Source organism: Streptomyces sp. NPDC101181, from assembly GCF_044767975.1.
Taxonomy (GTDB): domain Bacteria; phylum Actinomycetota; class Actinomycetes; order Streptomycetales; family Streptomycetaceae; genus Streptomyces.
In genome coordinates, this window is sequence record NZ_JBIWOX010000004.1 from 74,743 (window position 1) to 94,392 (window position 19,650).

At 71.2% G+C, this 19,650-nt stretch carries 17 protein-coding genes, 1 tRNA gene and 1 pseudogene; 10 read left to right on the forward strand and 9 right to left on the reverse strand.

Going from position 1 to position 19,650, the window contains the following annotated elements; all coding sequences use genetic code 11:
- The first annotated feature begins 31 nt into the window (after positions 1-31).
- From ACIRRU_RS08785 to ACIRRU_RS08795, 3 genes are all read left to right on the forward strand, one after another.
- Entirely contained in the window at positions 32-676 is a 645-nt protein-coding gene (locus ACIRRU_RS08785) for an HNH endonuclease family protein (RefSeq protein ID WP_403678040.1), read from the forward strand.
- A gap of 295 nt (positions 677-971) precedes the next feature.
- Positions 972-2,831, forward strand: a complete 1,860-nt coding sequence (locus ACIRRU_RS08790) for an alkaline phosphatase D family protein (RefSeq protein WP_403678042.1) — start codon at positions 972-974, stop codon at positions 2,829-2,831.
- A gap of 120 nt (positions 2,832-2,951) precedes the next feature.
- The gene (locus tag ACIRRU_RS08795) at positions 2,952-3,401 is read left to right on the forward strand and encodes a DoxX family protein (RefSeq protein WP_403678044.1); all 450 of its coding nucleotides are present in this window, start codon (positions 2,952-2,954) and stop codon (positions 3,399-3,401) included.
- A gap of 194 nt (positions 3,402-3,595) precedes the next feature.
- Here ACIRRU_RS08795 and ACIRRU_RS08800 read toward each other — a convergent pair whose 3' ends face one another.
- Positions 3,596-4,447 carry a superoxide dismutase family protein gene (locus ACIRRU_RS08800; RefSeq protein ID WP_403678046.1) on the reverse strand — a complete coding sequence of 284 codons (852 nt, stop codon included), beginning with the start codon at positions 4,445-4,447 and terminating at the stop codon, positions 3,596-3,598.
- Between the two features lie 197 nt (positions 4,448-4,644).
- Here ACIRRU_RS08800 and ACIRRU_RS08805 point away from each other — a divergent pair, with 197 nt between their 5' ends.
- Positions 4,645-5,547, forward strand: coding sequence for a VTT domain-containing protein (locus ACIRRU_RS08805; RefSeq protein WP_403678048.1), 903 nt, complete (start codon positions 4,645-4,647; stop codon positions 5,545-5,547).
- Positions 5,548-5,582: 35 nt separating this feature from the next.
- Here ACIRRU_RS08805 and ACIRRU_RS08810 read toward each other — a convergent pair whose 3' ends face one another.
- From ACIRRU_RS08810 to ACIRRU_RS08825, 4 genes are all read right to left on the reverse strand, one after another.
- Positions 5,583-5,807 (reverse strand): DUF2277 domain-containing protein, encoded by a 225-nt coding sequence (locus ACIRRU_RS08810; protein ID WP_403678049.1) that lies wholly within the window; start codon positions 5,805-5,807, stop codon positions 5,583-5,585.
- Positions 5,808-5,890: 83 nt separating this feature from the next.
- Complete coding sequence (locus tag ACIRRU_RS08815; RefSeq protein ID WP_403678051.1) at positions 5,891-6,400, reverse strand: hypothetical protein; 510 nt, start codon at positions 6,398-6,400, stop codon at positions 5,891-5,893.
- A 132-nt stretch (positions 6,401-6,532) separates the two neighbouring features.
- A complete protein-coding gene (locus ACIRRU_RS08820; protein ID WP_403678053.1) occupies positions 6,533-6,892 on the reverse strand; it encodes a hypothetical protein in 360 nt (119 codons plus the stop codon).
- Positions 6,893-6,896: 4 nt separating this feature from the next.
- Positions 6,897-7,115 carry a hypothetical protein gene (locus ACIRRU_RS08825; RefSeq protein ID WP_403678055.1) on the reverse strand — a complete coding sequence of 73 codons (219 nt, stop codon included), beginning with the start codon at positions 7,113-7,115 and terminating at the stop codon, positions 6,897-6,899.
- 886 nt (positions 7,116-8,001) lie between these two features.
- Here ACIRRU_RS08825 and ACIRRU_RS08830 point away from each other — a divergent pair.
- Positions 8,002-8,994: a DUF3883 domain-containing protein gene (locus ACIRRU_RS08830; protein WP_403678057.1), complete on the forward strand. Its 993-nt coding sequence runs from the start codon at positions 8,002-8,004 to the stop codon at positions 8,992-8,994.
- Between the two features lie 69 nt (positions 8,995-9,063).
- Positions 9,064-10,914 carry a DNA/RNA helicase domain-containing protein gene (locus ACIRRU_RS08835; RefSeq protein ID WP_403678059.1) on the forward strand — a complete coding sequence of 617 codons (1,851 nt, stop codon included), beginning with the start codon at positions 9,064-9,066 and terminating at the stop codon, positions 10,912-10,914.
- A 211-nt stretch (positions 10,915-11,125) separates the two neighbouring features.
- Here ACIRRU_RS08835 and ACIRRU_RS08840 read toward each other — a convergent pair.
- A tRNA-Val gene (locus ACIRRU_RS08840) sits at positions 11,126-11,200 on the reverse strand.
- A 267-nt stretch (positions 11,201-11,467) separates the two neighbouring features.
- On the opposite strand from ACIRRU_RS08840, the gene ACIRRU_RS08845 reads away from it, so the two are divergent.
- The 4 genes from ACIRRU_RS08845 (at position 11,468) to ACIRRU_RS08860 (ending at position 14,855) form a co-directional block, all read left to right on the forward strand.
- Positions 11,468-12,268, forward strand: coding sequence for a DUF4097 family beta strand repeat-containing protein (locus ACIRRU_RS08845; RefSeq protein ID WP_403678060.1), 801 nt, complete (start codon positions 11,468-11,470; stop codon positions 12,266-12,268).
- 207 nt (positions 12,269-12,475) lie between these two features.
- Entirely contained in the window at positions 12,476-13,798 is a 1,323-nt protein-coding gene (locus ACIRRU_RS08850) for a hypothetical protein (protein WP_403678062.1), read from the forward strand.
- 226 nt (positions 13,799-14,024) lie between these two features.
- A complete protein-coding gene (locus ACIRRU_RS08855) occupies positions 14,025-14,612 on the forward strand; it encodes a snapalysin family zinc-dependent metalloprotease (protein WP_403678064.1) in 588 nt (195 codons plus the stop codon).
- A gap of 24 nt (positions 14,613-14,636) precedes the next feature.
- The gene (locus tag ACIRRU_RS08860; protein WP_403678066.1) at positions 14,637-14,855 is read left to right on the forward strand and encodes a zinc ribbon domain-containing protein; all 219 of its coding nucleotides are present in this window, start codon (positions 14,637-14,639) and stop codon (positions 14,853-14,855) included.
- Positions 14,856-15,079: 224 nt separating this feature from the next.
- Here ACIRRU_RS08860 and ACIRRU_RS08865 read toward each other — a convergent pair whose 3' ends face one another.
- The 3 genes and pseudogenes from ACIRRU_RS08865 to ACIRRU_RS08875 all read right to left on the reverse strand — a co-directional run.
- A complete protein-coding gene (locus ACIRRU_RS08865; protein ID WP_403678068.1) occupies positions 15,080-15,739 on the reverse strand; it encodes an O-methyltransferase in 660 nt (219 codons plus the stop codon).
- A 76-nt stretch (positions 15,740-15,815) separates the two neighbouring features.
- Entirely contained in the window at positions 15,816-16,658 is an 843-nt protein-coding gene (locus ACIRRU_RS08870; protein ID WP_403678070.1) for an HAD family hydrolase, read from the reverse strand.
- Positions 16,659-16,783: 125 nt separating this feature from the next.
- Positions 16,784-19,645 (reverse strand): annotated as a pseudogene (locus tag ACIRRU_RS08875) (phosphoribosyltransferase domain-containing protein); the annotation flags it as partial.
- Between the last annotated feature and the right edge of the window lie 5 nt (positions 19,646-19,650).

Consider the following 19,650-nt stretch of genomic DNA (forward strand, 5'->3'; position numbering starts at 1 on the left):
CCCAAGCACCCCCCACATCAAGGGAGTTCGCATGTCCGGTGTCTACGCGCGTCGCTTCTCCGTCGTCGCCGCAACCGCGGCGCTCGCCGCCACGTCCGCCCTGTTCACCGCACCGTCCGCCCAGGCCGCCATGCCCACCCCGGTCAGCGGGGCGACCGCGCGGGCGTACCTCGGCCAGCTGGCCGTCGGCGCGGAGGGCTCCTCCAGCGGCTACAGCAGGGACAAGTTCCCGCACTGGATCACCCAGTCAGGGGCCTGCAACACGCGCGAGGTCGTCCTGAAGCGCGACGGGTCCAACGTCCAGCAGGACGCCTCCTGCGCGGCGGTGAGCGGTAGTTGGTACTCGCCGTACGACGGCGCCACCTGGAGCGCCGCGTCCGACGTGGACATCGACCACATGGTCCCGCTCGCCGAGGCCTGGCGCTCCGGCGCGAGCAGCTGGAGCACCGCCCAACGCCAGTCGTTCGCCAACGACCTGACCCGCCCTCAGCTGATTGCGGTCACCGACAACGTCAACCAGTCCAAGGGCGACAAGGACCCGGCGAAGTGGATGCCGTCGCGCTCGGCATACACGTGCACGTACGCCCGCGCCTGGGTCCACGTGAAGCACCACTACGGCCTGAGCGTGGACCAGGCCGAGAAGAGCGCCCTCCAGACGGCCCTGAACGGCTGCTGAGGACCGGAGCGGCGGCCGCCCCGGGGTCGCGGTAGTCCGACGGTCACGACCACCCGACGGTCCCCGCGTCAGCCTCGGGGTCGCGTCAGCCTCGGGGTCGCGGCAGGCCCGGAGTCGCGGCAGGCCCGGAGTCGCGTCAGACCCCGGGGGGGGCGCGGCAGCCCGAGGCTCGTGCACAGGGTTACTGTGACGGCTACTGACGGCCGCTTACGACCCCTGGGGCGCCGCTGCCGGAACCCGCGTCGCCTCCCCGGTCGTTGAACAGACGCCCGAGGGCGTCGCGAGGAGGCACCCCATGACCGGACTACGCCTGGGACCGCTGCTGCGGTATGTCGACTGGGATTCGGGGACCACCGCGACCGTCTGGGTCGAGGCCGCCCGTCCCTGCACCGTGGACGTACGGTGCGCGGACGGCGCGTCGGGGTCCTCGGACACCTTCTCGGTGGCGGGGCACCACTACGCCCTGGTGGTGGTGACGGGGCTGACGCCCGGTTCCACGACGGCGTACGAGGTGCTGATCGGGGACCGGCGCGTCTGGCCGCCCGAGGAGTCGGCCCTTCCCCCGAGCACCATCACCACCCCCGCGGCCTCGCCCCCGGGCACCCCTCCGCCCGCATCTCCGGGCGCGTCCCCGTCCGCATCTCCGGGCGCGTCCCCGTCCACGCCTGCGGGCGAGTCCCCGGCCACGCCTGCGGGCGCACCGGAGAGCGGGGCGCCGGGGTCGTCGGCCGGGGCGGAGGAGGCCGGCGTCCGGGTCGCGTTCGGCTCGTGCCGCTGGGCCGCCGCACCCGGCGGCGGCAACGACCCCGTGGGACCGGACGCCCTGGTCACCCTGGCCCACCGGCTCGCCACGGAACCGGCGGCCGAACGCCCCGACGTGCTGCTTCTCCTGGGCGACCAGGTGTACGCGGACGAGACGTCCCAGGAGACCCGGCGCAGGCTGGCCGCCCGCCGCGATCTGGGCGAGCCGCCGGGGACGGAGATCGCCGACTTCGAGGAGTACACCTACCTCTACGACGAGTCATGGGGCGACCCGAAGGTGCGCTGGCTGCTCTCCACGGTCCCCAGCTGCATGATCTTCGACGATCACGACGTCATCGACGACTGGAACACCAGCGCCGCCTGGCAGGAGGACATGCGCGCCACCGCCTGGTGGCACGAGCGGATCGTCAGCGGGTTCATGTCGTACTGGATCTACCAGCATCTGGGCAACCTCTCCCCCGCCGAGCTGGACTCCGACCCCGTGTACGCGGCGGTGCGGGCCGCTCCCGAGGGCACCGAGGTGCTGCGGCGGTTCGCGGCCGAGACCGACGCCGACCCCCTGCGCACCCGCTGGAGCTACCGACGTGTTTTCGGCCGAGTACGGCTGGTGATGGTGGACACCCGCGCTGCCCGCGTCCTGGCCGAGCAGGACCGCGCGATGCTCGACCCGGAGGAGGTCCGCTGGCTGGAGGAGGAGGTGCTGGGCGACCCGGCTTCATACGATCACCTCCTGATCGGCAGCTCGCTGCCCTGGCTGCTGCCTCCGCTCGTCCATGACGCGGAACGCTGGAACGCCGCCCTGTGCGCGGGCGTACGCGGGGACCGCTGGGCCCGGTTCGGCGAGAAGCTGCGGCGGGCGGCCGACCTGGAGCACTGGGCCGCCTTCCCGGCGTCCTTCGACCGGTTGGCCGAGCTGCTGCGGACGGCGGGAAGCGGACCGGACGCCCCGGCGACGATCTGTGTGCTCTCGGGCGACGTGCACCACGCCTACATCTCCGAGCCCCGCTGGCCTGCCACCGGCGGGACGGGCGAGGCAGGCGACACGGGTGCGGCGGGCGCCACGGGCGAGGCGCGTGACACGGACGCGCTGCGGGCCCGCGTCCTCCAGCTGACCTGTTCCCCCGTGCACAATTCGGTCCCCCGGCCGATGCGTGCGGCCTTTCGCTTCGGCTGGAGCCGGATGGGACGGCGCATCGGGCGGGCACTGGCCCGCCACGGCCGGACGGGAGAGTCACCCGTGACATGGAGCAGGGACGGTGGCCCCTGGTTCGGTAACCAGCTCATGACGCTGACGTTGCGTGGCCGGAACTCTGCGCTGACATTGGTGCAGGCCACTGAGGGCGAGAGCGGGGCCCAGCTGGAGACGGTTCTGGAGCGTTCACTCACCCCCTAGGCGAAGTCGACTTTCAGCCAGTCGCCAGAATGTTGAACTTGCAAGCAATGGTCAGGTTTCCCTAACCTGAGGCGCTCAGTCGGTTCCCGTCCCCGCCCCGACCGAAGGAGCTCACCCCCCATGCTCATTCGCTTGAACCAGGCCCAGCCCTACGCACTGAGCCTCTTCCGCTTCGTCATCGGCCTGCTCTTCGCCTGTCACGGCGCCTCCACGCTCTTCGGGGTGTTCGGTGGCGCCCAGGTGGAGACCGGTACCTGGCCCGGCTGGTACGCCGCGCTGATCCAGCTGGTGTGCGGCGTTCTCGTCGCCCTCGGCCTCGGCACCCGCGCCGCCGCCTTCCTCGCCTCGGGCTCGATGGCCTACGCGTACTTCAAGGTGCACCAGCCCGACGGACTGATGCCGATCGAGAACGGCGGCGGCCTGTCGGCGCTGTTCTGCTGGGCGTTCCTGCTGCTGGTCTTCACCGGACCGGGCGCCGTGGCACTGGACCGGTTCTTCGGATCGCGGCGGACCGACACCCCTGCCGGGGACCCCGCCCGCCGCGAGGACGCCTCCGCCCTCACGGTCTGACCCCGGCGGCCCGACGCACGCGCACGGTGGCCCGCTCCCTCCGGACAGGAGGGAGCGGGCCACCGCCGTATCCACGGCCGTACCACCGCCGCACCCCGTGGCCGTACCACCGCGAGGTCACCGCGCGGAGCCGACCTCACGGGGAGCAGGCCGCACTGCGCCCGGGGCCCCCGGATGCCGGTCCTGCAGACCCGTCAGACCGCCCCGCGGCCGGACTCACCCGTCGAACCGAACGGCACCGTGAAACAGGCCGCCCGCTCCCCCGCGCCGCCCTGCCGGTCGTGGATGATCACCGACCACGCTCCACCCTCCCGGAACCCCCAGTCCTGCCGGGCCTCGGCCCGCCCGTCCCCGTCCGCGTCGGTGCGGAAGTCCAGCCACACCTCGTTGACCGGGTCCGCCGTCGCCGACGGACGGTTCTGGTAGTGCGGACCGGCCGCGGCGGGGTCGGCGCCGCACGGGGAGGTGTGCACGTGCATCCCGTACGCACGGCTCGGTACGAGCCCCCGCAGCCGGGCGGTGACCCGGGTACCGGTCCGGTCCGCGTACTGCGAGACCTCGATCCGGGCGCCCGCCGGCACCAGCGCGGTGTCGTACGTCAGGGCGCCGGAGGGAACGTAGGAGCCGGGCGGTGAGAACACTCCCGCGGCCCGCATCCAGAGCCCCCCGCCCGGGGTGACGATCTGGTCGGCGCGCCCCGGGTTGCCGCCGCCGGCGGGGACCTCCGCCAGGCCGTCCGTCGTCTGGGCCTCATGCACACCGGACGCGGCCCCATGCGTATCCGACGCGGCCCCGTGCGCACTGGACGGGGCTCCGTGACCGTCCGCGCCATGGGCGTCCGCGCCATGGGTACCCGCGCTGGGGGCGTCCACGCCATGGGTGCCCGTACCGTGGGCGACGCCGCCTCCGCCGACCAGGGCCAGCAGGGCCACCGCCCCCGCCAGCACCCCCGGGACACGCCGGACTCCCCGAGCACCGCGGGAACCTTGCGCAACCGAATCCTGGTGCGCCGCACCGCTCCCCGTCCGTACCATCCGTACCGTCATGTGCTGCTCCTCGCTCGTTCCGTTCACTCCCCCCGCCTAACGGCACAGTGCCCGTCAGGTGAACGTGCGCCGCGCAACATCACTCGACCTGGTCGATGGCCGGAATACCCTCACGCGTACGCTGTACAGCCGAACCTGCCGCCCCTGCCGCTCCCCTGCGACGTCGCGGCGTTGACACGACCGGGGAGTAGTAGACGGTGCTAGAGAGTGTGGCCGCGCTGACCAGCAGCCCATGGATCTACGCGGTGGTCGCCCTCTCCGTGCTCCTGGACGTCTTCCTCCCCCTGCTTCCCAGCGGTGTCCTCGTGATCACGGCTGCCACCGCGGCGGCCGCGAGCTCCACGAGCGTCACCGGCGCCATCGTGCTGATCCTGTGCGCGACCAGCGCTTCCGTCCTCGGGGATCTCGTCGCGTACCGGCTCGCCTGGCGCGGCGGTGACCGGCTGGATCGCGCCATCGCCCGCTCCCGGCGTCTCACCACCGCGCAGGAACGTCTCGGCGTGGCGCTGAGCCGGGGCGGTGGGGCTCTCGTCGTCATCGCCCGGTTCGCCCCGGCGGGCCGGTCCGTGGTCTCCCTAGGGGCGGGCGCCGCGCATCGCAGGGTGCGGGACTTCCTGCCGTGGTCCGCGCTGGCGGGCCTGGCCTGGGCCTGCTACAGCGTGGGGCTCGGCTACTTCGGGGGCCGCTGGCTGGGCTCGACGTGGTTCGGCACGGCCGTGTCGGTCCTGGCGCTGTTCATGGCGGGCGCGCTGGCCGCGTACGTAGTGAAGCGCCCGGCGGCGGTGCGAGCGGCGGCGGAAGCCGCGGAGGCGACGGACCCACCGGCCTCACCACGCCCACCGCGCAGGGCAGAGACCACGACAGGACAGCCCTCCACGCCGACACCAACACCCCCACACACATCGGCACCGCGGCTGGTGCCGGAGACAACGGCGACCACGCTCCCCGGGGTCCCGGCACAGCCCTCCGTACCGGCGTCGAAGGCCGCCCCGGCCACCGGAACCACCTCCGCCCCCGGACCGAAGCCCGGCTCCGACCCCGCGGACAGCACGACACCGGCCCAGGCGCCGGTATCGGCACCGGCGCCTGTCACGCCCTGACCGAGAACGAGCCGGAGCGGTTCTCCGTCCCCGCCTCAGTGGCGCGCGGCGGCGCCCCGTATCTCCAGGCCGTCGAGCAGTTTCATCGTGGCCGTAGTGATCTCGTCGACGGCGCGGTCGAAGACCTCCTGGTTGTGCGCGGCGGGCGCACGGAACCCGGAGACCTTGCGCACGTACTGAAGGGCGGCGGCCCGCATGTCCTCCTCGGTGGCCTCTTCGGGGAGGGCGGGTGGACGGAGTGTCTTGATGCTGCGGCACATGTCTCCAGTGTGGACCGCCCCACTGACAACGGACACCCGCCGCCCGTCGACGAGCGCCCGTCGCGCACCCGGCCCGGACGGATTCAGACGCTCCGCGCCCGATCGCCCGGGCGGGACCGGTCCGTGCACAGGGCCCAGATGACGAAGACGTCGAGGGCGATGGTGACGATGGCCCAGACCGGTGTGTAGGGGAGCCACATGAAGTTGGCGATCAGGTTCAGCGCGGCGAGCACGATACCCACTCCGCGGGCCCAGGCAGCGCCCGAGAGGATGCCCCAGCCGACCAGGACGAGGACCACGCCGAGGACGAGGTGGATCCAGCCCCACGAGCTCACGCTGAACTTGAAGACGTAGTCGTTGATCCGGGTGTACACGTCGTTGGAGGCGATCCCCGCGATGCCCTTCAGCACTCCGAGGACACCGTCCACGAAGAGGAGGACACCGGCGAACACCGTCCCTCCGGCGGCCCAGCCGCTGCCGGAACCCCGGTCCGGCAAGGGGCTGGCGGGTCGCGAGGCCCCGGGGCGTGACGTACCGGTGCCTGACGTGCTGGTGCCTGACGTGCCGGGGATGGGCTCACTGGTCTGCGACATGAGGACTCCTTAGCCGGAACAGACGTGTGCGTCTGCTGCCCTGACCTGCCCTGATAGCGCGTGCAGATCAGCTTCGACGTTCCTCCCGGCCCCCGGGACCAGCCACCTGGACGCACCCGTACGGGTGACAGCTCACGGCGCGCTGACCTGGACGACACGCCCCTGGGCGTCGACCGTGAGGGCCACGCGCTCGACGCGGTTGACCAAGGTGACCCCGGCCCACACGAGTCCCCACACCAGGCACGAGAACACCGTGAGGATGGCGTGCAGCACGTGGTTCACCGGCTGCCCGCGCACCAGGATCACCTGGCTCGCGGACCGCGACTCCACGCGCCACCCGCTCGCGATGCGGCGGCTCACCACCCAGTCCAGGATCAGCGCCCGCTGCGCGGCATCGGGGGCTCCTGCCGTGGCGGCGTGGTGGTCAGCGGTGTAGTAGCCCGGCGGCGGCTCGATCGACGCGCCCTCGGACGCCGTACGACGACGCTTCACGGGATCACCCCCAGGTGTCGAGGTCGCCGCCGCGCCATTCGATCAGCTCCGGCCGGTCCAGCTCCACGATCTCGTCACCCCCGGGCACCATCCCCGCGGCCCGCAACAACGCGGCGACCTCCCCACGCCCATGCGCCAGCCCCACGATCTGCCCACGCACGGTGACCCGCCGCGCCCCGTTCGCGGACGGCGGATGAACGATGACAGGGGGATGCTCAACCATGCCTCCACGGTGCCCCGAGCACTCCACACGCGCACGTCGGAACGGAAGACACCACGGGGACCGCTCGGCGTACCGCAACGTCCTTGCCCTCTGCCAGCAGACGAACGGGAAAAGGACCGAGCCCGGCCGAGGAGGCCCTGGACCGGTTCAGCACCCCGTGACAGTGATGAGCCGCGTCACGAACGCCTCGTCACCCACAACCTCCTCGCCAGCTGGATCGTTCGGGGCGCGCTCGACGCCCCGAAGGCGCGCGGAGTCGGCATCCACCACGCCGACGCAGCCCTCCTCGTCCTCAACGACACAGGTCACCTCCAAAAAGACCTCCGCTGGACCGGTTTGCCGCCCGAGCGCACATCTGAGCCGAGACACAAAGCGACGGCCATGCGCTTTGGAGCAGCAACAAGGTCAGCCAGTAGGGCAGTTGCGGGAAAACACACAGCGGTGACAAATCCAAGCCCGCCTCCGCGCCCGGGCCGCGAATGAGTAACACCGGCGGCCCAGGCGCGGAGGCACCCCCGGCCAAGATCAACCGCCGCCCAGCGAGGCCCCAAAGCCTTATTGGTGCGGGAGCGAGGCAGTTCGTATCGGACACGCACTGCACCTCAGGCCCAGCGCGAAACCCTCGAGCTCCTCAAAGGCTCTCGATTGCCTATCCCGGGGAGCACGGCCCCATAAATACCCCAGCAACACCCACCGGTAGCGCTCTCTCGGCCTGACCCATCGCGCGCCGCACAAGCATCCGGCGGCAGTGCCATACCGACAGAGAATATTCAGCCCCAAAAGGTATTAATTTTCTAATACGGGTCGAACTATTTATACGTGCACTTTCCATCAAGACCAGCCCCCTCTAGCAAGCACCGCCACCAGCATTAATATGATGAGATGCATGAACTCGACATCCTTCGTGATGGCCCATGTGGGACAGAGCCACGCTCCACGGCGCAACCTTCGACATGGGGTCGAAACCTGCACTTGGGGGCTCCGCAAGTGGAAGCCGGAGTACCGGTCACGGCGTCCACGCTTCGCCGTACTGGCCACAGGCGTGGGTCCGCGTACGAGCCAGGCCAAGTGGCTCACCCAGAGGATCACGCTGTATCTCTTCGAGATCTGCGAGAACTTCTACGAAGGAAAGAGTCTGCACTGGCCCGACGAAGAGGACGAGGGCACAGTCAAATACCCGGTGCGCTTCGGGATTCAGCCCTTGGCCGTGATTCGGGACACGCCCCTCGATGACAAAGGACCGCTTCCGACAGTCGCGAGTGACGCCCTCAGGCTTTCCGGGACCAGACAAGGAAGCGGCTTGCTCTGCGAATTCGATCCGGAGCCGCTCTTGAAGATGGCGCATATGGATGTGAACCAGGTGAAGGGGCAGCCCATTTCATTGGGAGTCGCCCCGGGTTTCGGCCCGGAGGACGTAGACGTACCCAAGGGTTTCACCGCGGCACGCAGATCAGAGAACGCTGCCTCACCCGGCTGGGTCGGGACTATCTCCGACCCAGCGAAACGCAAGGCCATCGAGATGTACGCGGAGAATATGGCCGCCGCACATTACGAAAATTTGGGCTGGACCGTCAAACGTCTCGGCAAACCCTACGACCTTCACTGCACACGCGACGGCGAAGAGAGGCGGGTCGAGGTGAAGGGAACCACCGGATCGGCCGCAAAAGTGCTTCTGACATCCAACGAGGTCGACCACGCCCGCAACACTCAACACACGGTCGACCTGTATGTGGTGGGCGATATCAGGATCGAGGGAAAGGGACACACGGCGAGCGAGGGCCGCGTTTTGCATTTCAAAGATTGGTCTCCAGCTGAAGAAGACCTGAAGCCCAAGAGCTTCGAATACCGCCTGCCCCTCGGCGACTCCCCCCTCCCCTGACTCGTCCACGTCGGCTGCAGTCCCGCGCGGCAGCCACTCCCATGGAGTTCACCCTTGGTACTTCTCCGCATGTCCGCCAGCAGTATGAGAGAGCGTGCGAACCATGCGTCTCTGGCCGAAGCACTGACAGAAGAGTTCCGTCGGCACATGTTCTGCGAACCGTCGCGCGGCGAACGAAGTGCTTGGCAGTACAGCCTTCAAGCGCTTGCCGAGGTGTTGTGTGACGCGGGTCTGGAGGAGGTCGAGGTCCTTCTCGAGTACAGGCTGCCTCTCAGCAGTCTCCGGGCGGACGCAGTGCTGGCCGGTTCGCATCCCGAGACCGGCCAACCGTCATACGTCATCGTCGAGCTCAAGCAGTGGAGCGAGGCAAGCCTGGTGCCCGACGCGGCGGATCTGTGCCTGGTAGGGGGTCTGGGCAACCGAGCCCATCTGCATCCAGTCTCCCAAGTGCGCCGTTACGCTGAATACCTTGAAGATTTCACAGCAGTGCTGGAGGGCTCGGCAAGCCACCTCGCGGGAGTGGCCTATTTGCATAACGCCCTCGATCAAGATGTGAGTGAGCTTCTCGGCGCGGCGGCTAGGGAGGCCCATCTCTTCACGAATACGAGTCGCGGCGAACTCGTTCGATATCTGCGGACCCGGCTGTCGCCGCTCAACGGGGCACTGGAAGCGGATGCCCTTTTGAACAGCGCCATATCACCGGCCCGGCAACTCATGCGGGCAGCCGCAGACGAGATCGTCGACGGCGGGAAGTTCCTTCTCATGGACGAGCAGCAGGTGGCCGTTTCCCTGGTGCGGCGAGCTGTTGCGCGCTCTCGACAATCGGACCGTAAAGAGGTGATAGTGGTCTCCGGTGGCCCTGGTTCCGGAAAGAGCCTTGTCGCTCTGCATGTCATGAGTCACCTCGGGAGAAATCAGCGCACAGTCGCCCATGCCACCGGGTCCAAGTCTTTTACCACAACCTTGCAGCACGTGGTCGCTGAGAAGAACAAGCGTGTGGCCAAGCTCTTCCGCTATTTCCTCGATTTCGGCCGCGTAGAAAGGAACGAACTCGACGCGCTCATCTGCGATGAAGCACACCGCATTCGCCGCCGTTCAGGAAGCCACCATCACGCTCGCGGGCCCCGCGGCGGGCGGAGCCAGGTCGAGGAACTCATCGACGCGGCCAGGGTCCCCGTCTTCCTGCTCGACGAGCACCAGATCGTGCGCCCTGGCGAGATGGGAAGCGTCAAGGCCATCGAAGACGCTGCGGCATCTCGCGGATGTGTCGTTCGCCATGTGAACCTGAACGAGCAGTTCCGATGCGGGGGAAGCCGCGCTTACGAACGCTGGGTCCGCCGCCTCCTGGGGCTCGAACCCGGAGGGCCTGTGCCATGGGATCCAGAGCCGAATTTTGAGCTGCTGGTAGCCGATACCCCCCGAGAGATGGAACTGTTCCTTCAGTCGCGACAAGCGGCCGGCTACACCGCCCGGATGACCGCAGGATTCTGTTGGCCGTGGAGTTACCCGCGGTCGGACGGTTCGCTCGTCGACGACGTGGTCATCGGCGACTGGCGACGCCCCTGGAATGTCAAGGGTGAGCGGGCCGTTGCAGGCGCCCCGTCATCCTCACTCTGGGCAACCGAGTCGACGGGCATCAACCAGATCGGGTGCATCTACACGGCGCAGGGCTTCGAGTACGCCTGGAACGGCACGATCTTCGGACGCGAATTCGTATGGCGGGAAGGCGGCTGGCGAATCGTTCCCGCTGAGTGCAAGGACGACAGCCTGCGCCAGGCAAGCCCCGACGACTTCAACCGCCTGACTCGTAACATCTACAAGGTGCTCCTCACGAGAGGACTGACGGGGACAGTCCTCTACTCGGCTGACGCGGAGACTCAGACCATGCTGAGCACGCTCGTTTCCGGCAGGACGCCATGAGAGGAGCGACCACCGCTCGCATGGCCGGGTCACCGCGCGGCCCGATGGAGGGAGGACAAGCATCCACCGAAACGCCGCTGCCGAGCGACCGGCGCATCGATTCCCGCGGCCATCACTCCAAGAGCCATGTCCGAGCCGAACAGGCAGCAGGCGGCCCGGGGCCAGAAACTCTGAAGTCCCCCGGGCCGCACTCGGTCGGGGGTCCTTGCACTGGTGGGCGCGGACGGTTTCGAACCGCCGACATCTGCTTTGTAAGAGCAGCGCTCTACCCCTGAGCTACGCACCCGTGGATGAGGCAACAGCCTACATGGGCCGGGCTGCTGCTCATAAACGGATACGGCGGCGCCGCGGCGGCGGCTGCTGCTGCTGCGGTGCGGGGAGACCCCGGAGGCCCCCGGGGGATCGGCGAGTCCGTGGGTTCCGGGGGATAACCCCACCCCCGAGACGGTGGCCGGCCGGATCCCGGTCGGGGCGTGCGGTGCATAGGTTTGACGGGACCGGGCGCGACGTCCCGGAGGACCGTCCGGCCGCGTTTTCTGGGGGACCGATCACTGTGGACATCGTTACGCGCACACCGCACCGCACCCGTCGTGGGGTGCCCGGACGGGTTATCGCGCTGGGGGGCGGGGTCGTTCTGCTGGCGCTCGCGCTCACCGGGTGCGGGAGCAGCGACGCGGATGACGCGCCTGTCGAGCGCAAGACGTTCGCGTTGGAGGGGAAGACGCTGACCATCGACGCCGAGGACGCCTCCGTCGAGTTGGAGCCCGCCGATGTCGAGCGGGTCGAGGTGGAGCGGCAGGTCGACGGCTGGGTGGTGCCGGGGAGCGGGCCCGATCCGACGTGGGCCATGGAGGGCGGCACCCTGACGTTGCGGGTGAAGTGCGAGGCCCTGATCAACAACTGTGAAGCCCGGCACCGGGTGAAGGTGCCCCGTGATGTGAGCGTGACGGCCGCCTCGGCCAACGGGAGGGTCAGCGCCAGCGGGTTCGACCGTCCGCTGGAGCTGTCGTCCAGCAACGGCGAGGTGCGCGTGACGGACGTGAGCGGGACGCTCAAGCTGCGGAGCGACAACGGGAAGGTGCGGGCGGACCGGCTCTCCTCCCCGTCCGTCGTCGCCCGTTCCGACAACGGTGAGGTGCGGCTGGGCTTCGCCACCGTGCCCGACCTCGTGGACACCGTGAGCGACAACGGCGGCATAACCATCGACCTGCCCGGGGGCGGGCGGGAATACGCCGTCGACGCTTCCGCCGACAACGGGGACGTCTCCATCGGGGTGCCCCGCGGCGATGACAGCGCCCATGTCGTGAAGGCGCGCAGCGACAACGGCCACGTCACCGTCCGAAGCGCGAACTAACCGACCCGTGTGTTCGTCCTTACCTGGTGGGAGAATGTACCGGGCAGGGGCGGAACAGCACGGGAGAGGGATGTGACGGCGACGCACACGCGGCCAGTGGCACGAGCGGGTGAGGGTTCCGCCGTCAAGAGCGATCGGGGCAGCCAGGGCGATCGGTCCCCCGGGGACGACAGTCGGCCGGTCCGCCGCGGGAGCCTTGGTCGTGGTGTGCGGGATGTGGCGGGGCTTGTGCTCGTGCCCGTGCCTCTTCTGTTCGCCGCTCTGCCGGCCGCGTTCGCCGGGGGCGGTACGCGCCGGTGGTTCGGAGGGCGCGGTGAGAGCCAGCGGGCCGAGGCGCAGGCCGCGAAGGACGCCGCCGCCGAGGCCTTCTACGAACTGGACAGCGCCCAGCGCGATCTCAAGATCTCCATCGAGACCATCAACGCCGTGGACAGTTCACCGCGCGGCCGCAAAGCGTCGGAGGACTTCGCCGCGCTGGGACAGCGGATCGACGCCGTCAGCCACGCCTACATCACCGCCGTCGACTCCCACGACCTGGACCGGGACGACCTGGAGCCGTCCGTCGCCGCCACGGCCCGCACCGAGCTGATCCGGGCCAAGGACGACCTCGTGCGGGTCAAGGGCGAGCTGGACCGGTTCGCTCAAGGACTGGGCCCGCTGCTGGGCAGCGCGGAGACCCAGCTCGCCCGGCTCGCCCCCGCCGTGGAGCGGGCCCGCCAGGCGCTCCTGGCCGCCAGCAACGCCCTCGACTGCACCCGGGCCGCGGGGCTGCGGGCCGATGAGCTGGCCGCCCGGCTCGCCGCGCTCGGCCCGGAGCTGACCAAGCTCAACCAGGGCGCCGGAAAGCACGGGGTCGCCGAGACCCTCCAGCGGGCGGACGTCGTGCTGCGTGACGCCGAGGCCGTGCGCGCCGAAGCCGAGCGGCTGCCCGAGCGGGCCGCCGAGATCGACCGGCGCCTGGTGTCGCTCCGTACCCGCGCCCAGGCCCTCACCACCCGAGCCGGTTCGGTCGAGCCGGTGCTCAGCGAGCTGCGGCGGCGCTTCTCGGCCGCCTGCTGGCAGGACCTCCAGCCCGTTCCCGAGCAGGCCGCCGTCACCGTACGGCAGGCCGAGGACAAGCTCGCCGAGGCGGCGAAGGCTCGCGAGGAGCAGCGCTGGGCCGACGCCACCTCCCGCCTCTCCACGGTCCGGGCGCTGCTCAACCAGGTGGACGAGGCGGTCTCCGCCGCCGGAGACCGGTTGCGGCGGCTGGACGCCGTGGCGAAGGACCCGCAGCAGGAGATCGAGCGCACCCGCTTCGCGGTCCGGGACGCCCAGCGCCTCGCCATGGCCGGGCGGCACACTCCCGATCCCCGGCACGCGCGGCCGCTCGACGACTCCGTCGCCCGGCTGGAACGGGCCATCGCCGGGCTCGAAGGCCGCCACCCCGACTACTGGCACTTCCTGACCGAGACCGAAGCCGTCCGGCAGACCGCTGCCCGCGTCGTCTCCGACATCCGCGAGGAGCGCGGCGGCGGTCCCGGGACCTGAGGGCTGTCCCGTGGTCTCCCGAGGTCCCCGGGGAGGACCGCGGTTGCTCCCGTCGCTCCCGTCCCCATTCCGGCGTGTTATAGCCAGGTGACATAGGTGCGGGCCGCCGGAAGGCGGGCATACTCCCCTGCGCGAAGCTTTGACAGGGCACGGACAATCACAGAGCAGTGGCAGTAGCAGTAGCAGGAACGGGAAGCGCGAACACACAGGTGTCGAAAGGACAGTCATGCCTCACTTCACATGGTTAGCGGCGGCCGGTACAGCCGCAGCCGTCACCCTGATGATGGCCCCCGCGGGGCACGCCGCCGGAGCCCCCTCGCCCGGTGCGGCCACGGACGTCTCCGCGGCGGTGACCACCCTCTACTACGACTCCACCCGGGCCGGCAGCTGGGAAGCGGCCATCACCGCCGGGGTCGCCTCCTGGAACGCGAACGTCAAGAACGTGAAACTGGCGAAGGCGCAGCCCGGCACCCGCGCCGAGATCCAGATCGTCGCCACCAGCGGCTGGCCCCAGGCCACGCTGGGCCCGGTCCGTCCCGGCGGACAGGCCAGGGTTGAGCTGGGCAGCCAGGCGGTCTCCGACGGCCACGACAAGACCCGTATCGCCGCTCACGAGATCGGCCACAACCTGGGCCTGCCGGACACCAAGCCAGGTCCGTGCTCCCAGCTCATGTCGGGCTCCTCCGCCGGGACCAGCTGCAAGAACCCCGTCCCCGACGCGACCGAGCGGTCCCGCGTCGAATCCGCGTACGCGGGTCGCGCCGCCGCCTCGCTCGTACCCTTCGACGGTCGGATCCTGGTCGACGCGGGCTGACCCCCGAGGCTCTACGCTGGGGCCATGCCCCGCTATGAATTCCGCTGCCGCGCCTGCGGTGACACCTTCGAAGTCAGCAGGCCCATGGCCCAGTCCTCGGACCCGGCCTCCTGTCCGGTCGGCCACGAGGACACCGTCAAGCTGCTGTCGACCGTGGCCGTCGGCGGGACCGCGGCGTCCGCTCCCCCGTCGTCCGGTGGCGGCGGGGGCGGGGGCTGCTGCGGTGGCGGGTGCTGCGGCTGAGCCCGCCCCACCGCCTGGCCCCGCCACCCCACGGCCTCGCCCCGCCTCACCGTCTGGCCTCGCCGCCCTACCGCTTGTCCCGCCCCACCGCCTGTCCCCGGGACGGCCCTTCGCGGGGACAGGCGGTGGGGCGTCCCGGGGGCCGCTTACGTCATCCGGCCCCGAAGTCCGGCCCGGAGGGCTCGTCACCGTAGGCCACCGGAGCCCGTCCCTCGCACGGACTCCTACTTCTTACGGGACAGCGTCAGGCCGTCCGCGACCGTCAGCAGCACGCTGTCCATCCGGTCGTCCGCGCGCACGTGCTTGTTGAACTCCTGGATCGCCGCCGTCGGCCCCGTCGCCTCCGGGTCCGTGACGCCCCCGTGGAAGAGCACGTTGTCCGTGGCGATGAGCCCGCCCTGCCGCATCCGGGGCACCAGCTCCTCCCAGTACGCGATGTAGCCGCCCTTGTCCGCGTCCAGGTAGGCGAAGTCGATGTGCGGCTCGGCGGGCATCGCGCGCAGCGTGTCCAGGGCGGGGGCGATCCGCAGGTCGATCCGGTCCGCGACGCCCGCCCTCTCCCACGCCTCCCGGCCGTACGCCGTCCACTCCCGCGAGATGTCGCAGGCGATCAACGTCCCGTCGGCAGGGAGCGCCTGGGCCATGGCCAGCGCGCTGAACCCGGTGAACGTGCCGACCTCCACCACGTGCCGGGCGCCCACCAGCCGGACGAGGAAGGCCAGCAGCGGGGCCTGTTCCTCGGCCGACACCATGCCCGCGTGGTCGGGGAACCGGGCGTACGTGGTCTCCACCAGCTCCCGCTGGACCGGGTCCAGCGGCGGGTTGTGGGCCAGCATGTACGCGTACAGCTCGTCGGTGATCGTGGTCTCGTTGCCCTTGGTCATGACCCCAGCCTCGCGCATCGCGCACCCGCCCGCCGCTCGCCGTCCGTCGTCCGCGGCTCGCCGCCCGGAGTCGGACTCAGCCGGTCGCCGTCGCGGCCGCGGCCGCCAGGAAGCGGCGCAGGATCTCCTCTCCCGCCGCACCGCCGCGCTCCTCCAGCGCCGTGACGTGCGAGGCCTGCCAGCCCTCGTCGGCCAGTTCTCCGTGGCCGGGGCGCCAGCCCAGATCGGCGGCGAGCAGCAGATCCGCGTCGAGGAGGGAGTCCCCGGCGGCGAGGGTGCGGGTGGCGCCGGAGCGGCGGGCGACCTCGTGCATCGCGGCGCTCTTGGTGAGCGGCACGGGGACCACGTAGATCTTGCGGCCCTGGAGGGAAACGGTCCAGCCGCGCGGCCGGGCCCAGGCCGCCAGCTCCTTCACCCACTCCTCGGGCAGGAGGGCGCGTTCGACGACGAGATAGGCGAACAGGTCCTCGGCCACCCGCTCCTTCAGGAGCCAGGCCGGGTCCGCGGTCGTGGCGAGGTGGGCGCGGATCTCGGTGAGGGGCGCGCACTCGGCCACGATGCGGGCCGCGACCTGCCGCTGCCAGTCCCGGTCGGACACGCCGTCGACCAGGATGTGTCCGCCGTTGGCGCAGATCGCGTACCGGGGGGCGGGGCCGGGGAGGTGGATACGGAGGTACTGCTCCCGGGTCCGGGTGGTCGTCGGGACGAAGACCGTGGCGGCCGCGAGGTCGGTGAGGAGCGCGGCGGCCGTCTCGGTCAGGTACGAGAGGGGCTTGTGGCCGTACACCTCGACGCACAGCAGCCGCGGGGCCTGCGCGTCGGGCATCGACAGGTCGAGCGAGGCCGCGGAGTAGATGAGCGTACGGTCGAGGTCGCTCGCCACCAGGGTGGTGGCCGGGGAGGGCGCGCTCACGCTCATCCGTCCTTCACCTCCTCGCCGCCGGTCGTCGCCGGAGCACCGCCGGTCGTCGCCGGAGCACCGTCAGCCGTCGCTGGGGCAGCGTCGGTCGTCGCTGGGACACCGCCGACCGTCTCCGGGGCGCCGCCGGTCACCGCCTTGCCGTCCGCGCCGGTCGCGCCGCGGGTGTAGCGGGGGTGGATCAGGCCCACACAGCTGTACGGGAGGTCGTCGACCTCCTCGACCGGGACGCCCCGCTGTTCCGCCAGCAGCCGGATGTGCTCCAGGTCCGCGCCCGCGCCGCGCTTCGCCAGGATCTTCCAGGGGACCCGGCGCAGCAGCACCCGGGTGGTCTCGCCGACGCCCGGCTTGACCAGGTTGACGTCGTGGATGCCGTACTCCTCGCTGATCCGCTCGACGGCGGCCCAGCCCTCCCAGGTCGGGGCGCGGTCGGCGGCCAGCAGTTCCTTCGCCGCCGCGTCGACCGCGTCCGCCACCTCCTCGAAGCGCGCGGCCACCGCCGCGAGGAAGTCGCCGGAGACGTCGGACCCGGCCAGCTCACGGTAGAACTTCGCGCCGTGGAAGTCGTCCGGGCCGACCAGGTCGGCGCGCAGCACCGTACGGGAAACCAGGCCGGACACCGTGGAGTTGAGGCAGGCCGAGGGGATCAGGTAGTCCTCACGGGTGCCGTACGTCCGGACGCAGCCGCCCGGGTCGGCGAGCACCGCGATCTCCGGGTTGAAGCGCCCGGCGCCGACCGGGCCCGAAGTGCCCCCGGAAGCCGAGGTGTTCGCGCGGCCCGCGACGGTCCCCGAGCCCGCGGTGCTTCCCGGGCTCTCCGCACCGCTCCGGTCCGTGGTGTCCGCGGCCCGCTCCCCCGCCGCGAACTCCTCCAGTGCGGCGGCCAGTTCGCGGGTGATCGCGCCCTTGCCGGTCCAGCCGTCGACGAACACCACGTCGGCCGGGTCGTGGTGGGCGGCGAGCCAGCGCAGGGCGTTGGCGTCGATGCCCCGGCCCCGGACGATGGAGATCGCGTAGTGCGGGAGGTCCAGGCCGTGCCGGTGGCGGGCCCAGTGCCGCATCAGCACGCCGACCGGTGTACCGGCGCGGGCGAGCGAGACGAGCACCGGGCGCGGGCCGCGTTCGGCGAGGACCGTCTCGGTGACGGTGCCCACGGCGCGGGCGACGCGCGCGGCCGAGGCGTCCAGGGCCGCGGTGAACAGGGCCTGGTAGGCGGCGCTCGGCTGGTATTCCACCGGCAGCGACTCCGCGTAGTGCGCGCCGCCGCTCTGGATCGCCTCCTCGCGCTCCTCGGTGGGCGCTTCCAGTTCGGTGTCCGAGAGGTCCTGGAGGAGCCAGCCGACGTCCTCGGGCGCGTAGCTGGAGAAGTCGGGGCCTCGGAGGGGCTCGGGCAGCACGGCGGGCTCCTGAACGGGTGTGGGGGCGTACGAGGGGACCACCGCGAGGAGCACGTGGCCGGTGTGGGCCGCCAGACGGGCCAGCAGCCCGTCGGGGGCGTGCAGTTCGGGGGTGTCGGCGGTGGAGTCGACGACGGCGACCACCGCGTCGAAACCGGCGCCCGCCACGTTGTACGCGTACCGGGCGCCGGGGCCGTCCGCCGGGGCGTCGTGGGCCGGGAAGACGAGGCGGGTGCGTATCGCGTAGCCGGGGTCGTCCACGGCGAGGACCGGGGAGCGGGTGGTGGTGGAGTAGCGGACCTCGGCGTCGGCCCCCAGCGCCTCCTCCAGCGCGGTGCCGATCCGCAGCGGCGCGTACATCAGCTCCTCGAAGCCGAGGACGAGAACGCGGACGCGGCGAGGGCGGTCGGCGGGGCGGGGGTCACTGGCGGCCAGGGGGCCGTGGCTCTGCTGAGGACCGCCGTCCTGCCGGGAGCTCCCGTCCGGCTGGGGGCTCTCATACTGCCGGGGGCTCTCGTCCTGCCGGGGGCTCCTGCCCGGCCGGGAGCGGGCGCCCTCCGCCAGCGCTGTGGCGATCCGGTCGGCCATCCCCGGGAGCGCCGCTTCGAGCGCCGCCCGGTGGGCCGGGGTGAAGCCGTGACGGCCTCCGTCGGGGACGCCCTCGGGCCAGCCGAGGCCGACGCGGGTGACGGGGGCGGGGGCCACTGCGGACGCGGGTCCAGGTGCGGCGACGGCCTCCGCCCCGGTCTGCTCCCCCCGGCCCTCCGTCTCCCCCTGAACGTCAGCCTCCCCCCGGACCTCCGCCTCCCCCTGAACCTCAGCCCCCTCCCGGACCTCACGCTCCGCCCGGCCCGCCTGCTCCGCCTCCTGGGACGCGACCAGGGCCTGGCCACGCTCCAGTACGCCGTCGGGGAGGGTGACCGTGCCGGCGCTCCGGGTCACCAGATCCACCCGGGCGCCGATGTCGGCGGCGAAGGCGGTCAGCCGGTCGCGGTCCGCCGGGGAGCGCATGTCGACGAGGGCGACGATCACGTACCGCTCGCGGGGGTGCGACTCGTGCAGCGCGCGGATGGTGTTCAGGACGGTGTTGCCGGTGGAGAACTCGTCGTCGACCAGGACCAGCGTCGCGCCCCGGGCGCCCCCCGCCAGCAGCTCGGGGTCCTCCGGCAGCAGCAGGTGCGAGGTGGCGTGCGAGTGGGCCTCCTCGAAGCCGCCCGCCTGGGCCACATCCGCGACCGGGCGCCGGGTGGAGTGGAGGTACGGGGCGTCCCGCAGGCCGTCCGCGACGGCGTGACCGAGGCCGGTGGCCGTCTCCGCGTAGCCGAGGACTACCGCCTCGCGGGCCGCCTCCGCGCCGAGCAGCTCCCGTACCCGCTCGCCCAGCGCGAAGCCCGCCCCGTACACCACGGAGGGCAGCTGGGGGACGTGCTTGCCCAGCACGTTCGACACCAGCAGATGGGCCCGCTTGGGGTTACGGCGCAGGGCGAGGCCCAGGAGGTCCCGCAGCTCCCCGTCGCCTTCGAGGGCGATATCCAGCCGCTCCGCCACCCAGCTGCCCGACCACACCACGTCCACGCTCTCCTCATCCATCGCGC

What these genes read in the sequence shown, in the direction of transcription:
- ACIRRU_RS08795 (WP_403678044.1), top strand. Translation starts at nt 2,952, where the DNA reads ATGCTCATTCGCTTGAACCAGGCCCAGCCCTACGCACTGAGCCTCTTC.
- ACIRRU_RS08800 (WP_403678046.1), bottom strand. Translation starts at nt 4,447, where the DNA reads ATGACGGTACGGATGGTACGGACGGGGAGCGGTGCGGCGCACCAGGAT.
- ACIRRU_RS08835 (WP_403678059.1), top strand. Translation starts at nt 9,064, where the DNA reads ATGTCCGCCAGCAGTATGAGAGAGCGTGCGAACCATGCGTCTCTGGCC.
- ACIRRU_RS08815 (WP_403678051.1), bottom strand. Translation starts at nt 6,400, where the DNA reads ATGTCGCAGACCAGTGAGCCCATCCCCGGCACGTCAGGCACCAGCACG.
- ACIRRU_RS08870 (WP_403678070.1), bottom strand. Translation starts at nt 16,658, where the DNA reads ATGAGCGTGAGCGCGCCCTCCCCGGCCACCACCCTGGTGGCGAGCGAC.
- ACIRRU_RS08825 (WP_403678055.1), bottom strand. Translation starts at nt 7,115, where the DNA reads ATGGTTGAGCATCCCCCTGTCATCGTTCATCCGCCGTCCGCGAACGGG.
- ACIRRU_RS08860 (WP_403678066.1), top strand. Translation starts at nt 14,637, where the DNA reads ATGCCCCGCTATGAATTCCGCTGCCGCGCCTGCGGTGACACCTTCGAA.
- ACIRRU_RS08855 (WP_403678064.1), top strand. Translation starts at nt 14,025, where the DNA reads ATGCCTCACTTCACATGGTTAGCGGCGGCCGGTACAGCCGCAGCCGTC.
- ACIRRU_RS08830 (WP_403678057.1), top strand. Translation starts at nt 8,002, where the DNA reads ATGAACTCGACATCCTTCGTGATGGCCCATGTGGGACAGAGCCACGCT.
- ACIRRU_RS08810 (WP_403678049.1), bottom strand. Translation starts at nt 5,807, where the DNA reads ATGTGCCGCAGCATCAAGACACTCCGTCCACCCGCCCTCCCCGAAGAG.
- ACIRRU_RS08865 (WP_403678068.1), bottom strand. Translation starts at nt 15,739, where the DNA reads ATGACCAAGGGCAACGAGACCACGATCACCGACGAGCTGTACGCGTAC.
- ACIRRU_RS08790 (WP_403678042.1), top strand. Translation starts at nt 972, where the DNA reads ATGACCGGACTACGCCTGGGACCGCTGCTGCGGTATGTCGACTGGGAT.
- ACIRRU_RS08785 (WP_403678040.1), top strand. Translation starts at nt 32, where the DNA reads ATGTCCGGTGTCTACGCGCGTCGCTTCTCCGTCGTCGCCGCAACCGCG.